4 protein-coding genes are annotated in these 6,563 nt (G+C 58.4%); 2 read left to right on the top strand and 2 right to left on the bottom strand.

Translation table 11 applies throughout. From position 1 onward, the window contains the following. On the bottom strand, positions 1-921 hold a 921-nt coding region (locus B2W96_RS09155; RefSeq protein ID WP_293009984.1), incomplete at its 3' end, for a DUF3298 and DUF4163 domain-containing protein. 14 nt (positions 922-935) lie between these two features. Next, complete coding sequence (locus B2W96_RS09150; protein ID WP_293009983.1) at positions 936-2,144, bottom strand: tRNA(Met) cytidine acetate ligase; 1,209 nt, start codon at positions 2,142-2,144, stop codon at positions 936-938. Between the two features lie 176 nt (positions 2,145-2,320). Here B2W96_RS09150 and B2W96_RS09145 point away from each other — a divergent pair, with 176 nt between their 5' ends. Both B2W96_RS09145 and B2W96_RS09140 read left to right on the top strand, forming a co-directional pair. Then, positions 2,321-3,520, top strand: coding sequence for an acetate/propionate family kinase (locus tag B2W96_RS09145; protein ID WP_293009982.1), 1,200 nt, complete (start codon positions 2,321-2,323; stop codon positions 3,518-3,520). 212 nt (positions 3,521-3,732) lie between these two features. Continuing rightward, a complete protein-coding gene (locus tag B2W96_RS09140; RefSeq protein WP_293009981.1) occupies positions 3,733-6,516 on the top strand; it encodes an ATP-binding protein in 2,784 nt (927 codons plus the stop codon). Positions 6,517-6,563: the final 47 nt, after the last annotated feature.

Below are 6,563 nucleotides of genomic sequence, written 5' to 3'. Positions count from 1 at the left end.
CGCCGCGTCTTCCATGTTTTTGGAAATGTTCAGCAGACGTCTGCCATCCGCGCTGAGATAGGGCTCCAAAAAGTCCCGGTCAAGGACAAAGGTCTGCTCTCCCGCAGCGTAGCTGGCCATTCCATAGGCGGAAAAGACCACCGTCATGCCTTCGTCAGAAAACGTCACGGCATAATCGGGCCACTGGGCGGCAATGCTCTGATAGTCTTCCCAATACATTTCCGTAGGCGATTCAAAGCCATTCTCGGTGGCCCGGGCGTCGGCCTGCCGGATAATTTCCTCCGTCACCGCCGCCTGAAATTTCTCGGAATCCTCACCCAGCGCCGCCGGGTGAAGAAAACGTCCGGTCTGCAAATCAAAGTTCCAACCCAAGAAAACGGAATTGGGATGAGCGCCGCCGGTATAGCTGTAATATGCCCCGCCAATGCTGATCAGTCGATCCGTCCGCCAGGAGGTGAAGGTGAACTCCTCCTCATAATTGTTATACCAGCCCAAATTGCCTTCCACCCGGCGGGCGTAATCCTCTTCCGCCCAGTCAAGCACACTTGAAAAATCCGTGCTCTCCAGCCAATCTTCAAAATTGCTGTTGAATGCGGCGGCTACGTCCAGCGCAGCCTTCTCTGCCGCCGTGGCGGCAGAGTCCAGAATCTGGCCGGCCTCCGTGATTACCCGGAGTACGGGAAGCTCATAGCTGTATGAGGCCAGCGTGGTGCCGTCTTCCGCAACGCGCGTGTCGCTTTTCTTTTCGCTCTCCAGCACAAAGTCCAGCGACTCCGACGCAGAAGACAGCACACTGGCCGCCCCCATGGCGCCAAGGGACTCGTCCGCCGGTTCGGATGCCGGGCCGCCGGGAGCCGCGTTGGCACAGCCCGCCAGCAACGCCAGCGACAGTCCCAGCATGAACAAAATTTGTTTTCGCATAGAAAATCTCCTTTTTAGAGGATGGCCGGCCCCTCTCTACACTCCCGTCCGCCGGGAGGGATGTGGGGCAGACACAACCCGTACAGGTCAGTACATCGGGCCTCCAGTTCAAGGCTCCGGCAGCAGGCTTCTTCCAGCCGCCGCGCATGGGCCGGTTTCGTCAAAACCGGTAAAATGGCGGTTTCTCTCATCCTACGCAGAAGCACCCTCCCCCGTTCTCCCGCCGCCAGTACCCGCAGATAGGGTGGGGTTTTTGGTCGGTCCTGCGCCCGCAGGCCCAGAAACGCCCACAAAGCCAGCCGTCGCAGCCGGGCGTGGGGATAGCGCTTCGTTTTGGCCAGCTCGTAAAATTCCTCCAGAGACAGAGCCTGCCGCCCCGCCCGGACCAATCGATCGGGAAGACCCTCTCCCGCGGCGCTGTCGGGCAGCTCCGCCCAATCCGCTGCCGTCATAGTCCGCAGGCGTGCCAGAAACGCCCGCTCGACCGAATCGGAAAGCGGCGGCAGCGCCAGCTCCGCGCTTTGCAGAAGCGCCCGCTCCCCCGGAACCAGATAGGGTGCGGCTTTTTCCCATTCACCCCCGGCCATCCATCGGCGCGCCTGCGTTGCGGAGATAAAGCAGCTTCCCTGCGGGGCGTCGTCGTCGTGATAGCCTGCGCCCTCCCGCCGCACGGTCATGGGCCGCAGGTCCGCACCCAGCCGGAGCACCGCCCGCAGATATTCGATCCCAAGATTGTTGTTGGGCGTTGCCAGAAGCGCGCCCAGCTTTGCGCCCGCCAGCTCCGTCACCGCCATCTGGCGGCAGACGGCGAAGGGCAGTCCCCGGTCCAGAAAGCGGCGAAGCTCCGCTGCATACTCTTCGGAATTCAGGCACTGTGCCACGGCTTGAAGACTTTCGATCTCCCCGCACTCACTGCCAAAGGACAGATGCTTCACCACACCCGTGGCCGCCAGCAGACTCACGCCGCCCATGGCAAACGTCTCCGCCGAGGATACCGCCCACATGGTGGGCAGCTCCAAAACCAAGTCCGCCCCGCCCAGCACCGCCAGCCGCGCCCGCAGCCATTTGTCGGCAATGGCAGGCGCCGCACTCTGCACCCAGCAGCCGCTCATGCAGCAAACAACCGCCGCATCCTCCCCCAGCGCCCGCCGGGTTTGCGCAATCTGCCAGATATGTCCGGAATGAACCGGATTATACTCTACAATAATACCAGCGGTTTCCACAGATTTCACCTCGAACCCGTTACAAATAAGTGACAATTCGGTTAAATTGGCAGTTGTATCCTGAGATTTTTTTGTTATACTAAAGAGGTAGTGTGCCATTTTATGAAAAAGGGCAAATCTATTTTACATGATTTTAGGGCTGTCTGCAAGGGCCGCCCGCGGAAAGAGGAGTTACCATGAATGTTCTCGTGATTAACGCAGGAAGTTCTTCCCTGAAATACCAGCTAATGGACCCGGATACCGGCGTGGTTCTGGCCAAGGGCCTTTGCGAGCGTATCGGACTTGACGGAAAGTTCACCTATAAGCCCCAGCTTGAGGGCAAGGAAACCCTGAAGGCCGTCGACGTGGCCATGCCCACCCATTCCGAGGCCATTGCGGCCGTGCTGGGCGCGCTGGTGGACGAGAAAAACGGCGTCATCGGCTCCATGCAGGAGATTCAGGCGGTGGGCCATCGCGTGGTACACGGCGGCGAGGCTTTTAACAAGTCCGTGGTGATCACCGAAGAGGTCATGAAGGCCGTGGAGGACTGCATCCCCCTGGCCCCGCTCCACAATCCCGCCAACATCACCGGTATCCGCGCCTGCGAAAAGGCCATGCCCGGCGTGCCCATGGCCGCCGTGTTCGATACCGCTTTCCACCAGACCATGCCCGCCAAGGCCTTCACCTATGCCCTGCCCTATGACTATTACAAAACGGACAAGGTTCGGCGGTACGGGTTCCACGGAACCTCCCACATGTATGTGTCCGCCCGCGCCGCGGAAATGCTGGACAAGCCCGCTGCCGAGCTGAAAATCATCACCTGCCACCTTGGCAACGGCTCCTCCGTCACCGCTGTGGACGGCGGGAAGAGCGTGGACACCTCCATGGGCTTCACCCCCGTGGCGGGCCTGCCTATGGGCACCCGGGTCGGCGACATTGACGCAGGCATTCTTCAGTACCTGATGAACAAGTACAAGCTGAGCATCGACGAAATGCTGGACATCCTCAACAAAAAGTCCGGCGTGATGGGCGTGTCCGGCGTATCCTCCGACTTCCGCGATTTGGAAGAGGCCGCGGAAAAGGGCAACCAGCAGGCGGCCCTTGCCATCGACATGTTCAACTACGGCGTGAAAAAGCTCATCGGCGCATACGCCGCCGCCATGGGCGGGGTTGACGCCATCGTGTTCACTGCCGGTGTGGGCGAAAACTCCCCCGAGCAGAGACTGGAAATTGGCTCCGATCTGGAGTTCATGGGTGTGAAGATGGATGCCGAGGCCAACAAGTGCCGTGGTAAGGAACAGGTGATCTCCGCCGCCGACTCCCGCGTAAAGGTGCTGCTGATCCCCACGGACGAGGAACTGATGATCGCCCGGGATACTGCCGCACTGTGCAAATAAGCTTCGCTGCCTTCCTCATATACTCATTTGCCGTCCGTCGGGCCTGCTTGCAGGCTTCGGCGGACGGTTTTTCGCGTTTTGAGACGAATGCGGCCGGAATCTGCCAAATATATTGCTTCTGCCTGTGGCATATGATAAAATAATGTAAAATTTTACAGTTTTTGACGCAGCCGAGCGTCTTTGACGCAACCGGATTGAAAGGCAGTGAGGGTATGAAGAACCGTTTCCTTCGCGGGGCGCTGGTTGCCCTTTGTGCGCTTTTTCTGAGTGCGGGCTGGTCCCTTCCCTGTTTTGCCACGGAAGACGCCGGGAGCAGCCTCCCCGCGCTGAAGGTGGCTTTTTATCCTCTGGACGGGTTTTTTGAATACGATGCCTGTGGGAATGAGACGGGCTACGGCGTGGAGCTCTTGGACAAGCTGTCCCAGTACGCCGGAGTGAGCTTTACCTACGTGGCGGCAGATAGCTGGGACAGCACCCGCGATATGCTGGCGGAGGGAAGGGCCGATCTCCGGATGCCTGTGTCTATGCCCCTGATTCCCTCTTCCACCCCCGGCATGAGCTCCCACGCGATTTTAAACACCTATCATGCGCTGATGACCCTGAATTCCAAACAAGGGTTGTACTACTGCGATTATGACGCCTTTGGCGACCTGCGGGTTGCGATTTCCGACAGTCTTCTGAGCCGCGATGTAATTGCCTCCCGGCTTTCGGAATTTGGCATCAGCGAGGATCAGCTTCGGGTCTGCGGCGACTACGGCGAGGCCCGCGCCATGCTGGATTCCGGCATGGCGGACGCGGTGATTTCCAACGTGATGGACCTGAAGGACGACATGAAAATTCTTGCCCGGTTCGACAATACCACCAACCATATTCTCATGCGGCAGGACGATCCTGCGCTCTCCCTTCTGGACAGCGCCATGGACCGATTGGAGATAAACGAGCCGCTTTTCCTGTCGGGTCTTTATAAAAAATGGTTTCCGGAGCGTGTCTGCGTGCCGCTGACCCGTGAAGAGGTGGAATACGTGGCGGGGGTCGGCGGTCTCCGCTTTGCCTTCGCCGAGGAGGAGGGCTATCTCTCCCGGCTGGAGGACGGCGTGTACAAGGGCTTTTTCCCCGCACTGGCGGAGCTGCTGTGCAGGAAGCTTGGCGTGGAGTACGAGGCGGTTTCCCGGGATACTCAAACGACGGACGCTCAAGGGGAACCGCTGATTCTCCCGTGCTACTCCAATAATCTTCTTCATGCGGCGGAAAACGGCGTCAGTGTCACCGACACGTTTTTTACCGCCAACTACTGTTGGCTTCAGCAAGAGGACGTTGAAGTAAACCTTTCGGACTGCACGGTGGCGGTGGTGGACGGTCCCGGTTCTCCATCCCGGCTTCTTCTGCGGGATTTTTCGCCGGAACAGCTCCTCTATTTTGACGACTGGGGCGCCTGTATCCGGGCAGTTTCTTCCGGCAAAGCAGACGTCACCATTTTGAACAACTACATCGCAGAGTATTATCTCAGCGTGTACCATTACGGGAATGTGGTTTCCGTTTTCACAGATAATTACAGCCAAGGCGTCTGTTTCGGCGTCACGCAGGGAAACGCCGTCCTCAGCTCCGTTCTCAACAAAACGCTGGATACCGTCTCCGCCGACGAAATCGACCAGTTGATTATCCGCGCCCAGACGGACAGGCCGCAGTACGGCGACCCGCTGGACCTGATTCGCAGCCATCCGACACAAACTCTGTCTGTGCTTGCGGCGCTTGCAGGTCTGCTGGGGGCACTTGGGGTGCTTGCGGTGTTCACCCGCCGGATCAGCCGACAGAATTTAGCCCTTCAAAGCGCCAACACGGCGAAAACCGATTTCCTCTCTCGCATGAGCCACGATATGCGCACCCCCATGAACGGCATTTTGGGAATGACCGCGCTGACCATGGATCTTCCCGACCTCTCTCAGGAGGCGCAGTCAAATCTCTCCGCCATCCGGGATTCCAGCAATTACCTTTTAAGCTTGATTAACGACACGTTGGATATGAGCCGGATTGAGGGACAAAAGATTGAGCTGCACAGGGAGCCTGTGCTAGCCTCGGAACTGATTGAGCACACGCTTTCTGGGATTTACCCGTCCGCACAGTTGAAGGATATTCAGATTACCACCAAATTTGTTGGTTTCAAAAACGAATACATTCTGGCAGACCGGGTGAGAATGCGGCAGATTTTCACAAATCTCCTGTCCAACGCCGTAAAATTTACCCCTGAGCATGGAAAAATCAAATTTCGCATTGAATGTATGAAACAGCAGCACAGGATTTCCCTCTGCCGGATTACTGTCAGCGACAACGGCGTGGGCATGAGCGAGGAATTCCAGCAGCATGCCTTCGAGCCGTTCTCCCAGGAGCCCAACTCCCAGAGCAACCGTTACGCCGGCAGCGGGCTGGGCCTGCCCATCGTGCAGAATCTGGTGCATCTGATGGGCGGAACCGTTTCTATCCGCAGCAAGCTGAGCGAGGGCACATCCATCACGGTAGAGCTGCCCATTGAGGTTTTGGAGCACTATCAGCCCCCGCCCCCCGGAGAGGCCAGCACCTTTTTGGAGCTGCAGGGCAAGCGTGTTTTGCTGTGCGAGGACCATCCTCTCAACGCCGCCATTGCCTCAAAGCTATTGTCCAAGGCGGGCGTGCTGGTTGAGTGGGCAGAGGACGGCCAGCAGGCCGTGGACCTCTTCATGCGGCGGGGCTGGGACTATTACGACGCGATTCTGATGGACATTCGGATGCCCGTGATGGATGGGTTGAGCGCCGCGCGGGTCATCCGTAATCTCCGCAGGGGCGACGCAAAAACGGTTCCCATCATCGCCATGACCGCCAACGCCTTTGACTTTGACGTAAAAGCCAGCTTATCCGCAGGGATGGACGACCATCTGGACAAGCCCGTGGAGCCGGAGAAGCTATATCGGGCGCTGGCGGAGCAAATTTGCCTGCGCAGCGGCGGGAAAAGCAAGCGCAGATAATAAGGGCCTCCAAAAGCTGGATTTATGGGTACCGTCAATAGTTTTGC

Source organism: Oscillibacter sp. UBA6647, assembly GCA_002455655.1.
Classification (GTDB): domain Bacteria; phylum Bacillota; class Clostridia; order Oscillospirales; family Oscillospiraceae; genus Oscillibacter.
The sequence above is the reverse complement of the archived record's forward strand: the minus strand, read 5'-3'. Positions and strand labels throughout refer to the sequence as shown.